Below are 645 nucleotides of genomic sequence, written 5' to 3'. Positions count from 1 at the left end.
CCACGAGCCGTGGGACGTGCTCTGGGCCAGGGAAGTCATCACCCAGGCATGGTGGGCGGGGCCATGCAGCATGTCCGTATGCGTTCGCATCTCCCGGAAGACCGCCGCACTGGAGGGCTGCTTCCACTCGCGCAGCGCGACGAGCTTCTCGAGTGTCTCCAATTCCCGCCGTTCGAAGGGTGCCGAGCGCGAGGTGCCCGACAGGAAGGGGATGAGGGCGAGCTGGAGGGTACGGGGCGAGGGACCCGCGAGCTGGTCGAGCCGCTCCTCCACCGAGGCCAGACAGGCCTGACGGAGCGGCGCCCGAGCTTCGAGAGCGAGCAACTGTTCGCGCAGTGCCAGGAGCAGGGGCACCGACTGGCAGGAGAGGACGTGCTCGCGCATCCACGGTTCCCGGTCCTTCGCCGAGTCTGGAGCCAGGACCCCGATGGGGAAGCGCCAGTCGTCGCCAGGCGGGAGCCGGGTGATCTGGTTTGAATTGAGGTGATTCCACTCGATGGGGGCGGGGAGCAGGGTGCTCTTGCGGAAATCCGGCTGACCGAGGGCCTTCCAGGAGTCGAAGAAGGCATGGCGCCAATCGGGGGCATGGGGCAGGCGATCGGCGAATTCCAATAACAGACGTGCCTCCGGAGTGTCCCGGAGAGG

At 67.3% G+C, this 645-nt stretch carries 1 protein-coding gene; it reads right to left on the bottom strand.

Features of this window, described 5'->3' with window-relative positions:
- A partial coding sequence (locus tag Q664_RS17915) for a hypothetical protein (RefSeq protein ID WP_043396654.1) occupies positions 1–612 on the bottom strand: 612 nt, incomplete at its 3' end.
- Positions 613–645: the final 33 nt, after the last annotated feature.

The organism is Archangium violaceum Cb vi76 (assembly GCF_000733295.1).
GTDB classification, from domain to species: Bacteria; Myxococcota; Myxococcia; order Myxococcales; family Myxococcaceae; genus Archangium; species Archangium violaceum.
This window is presented reverse-complemented; position numbering and strand designations above follow the sequence as displayed.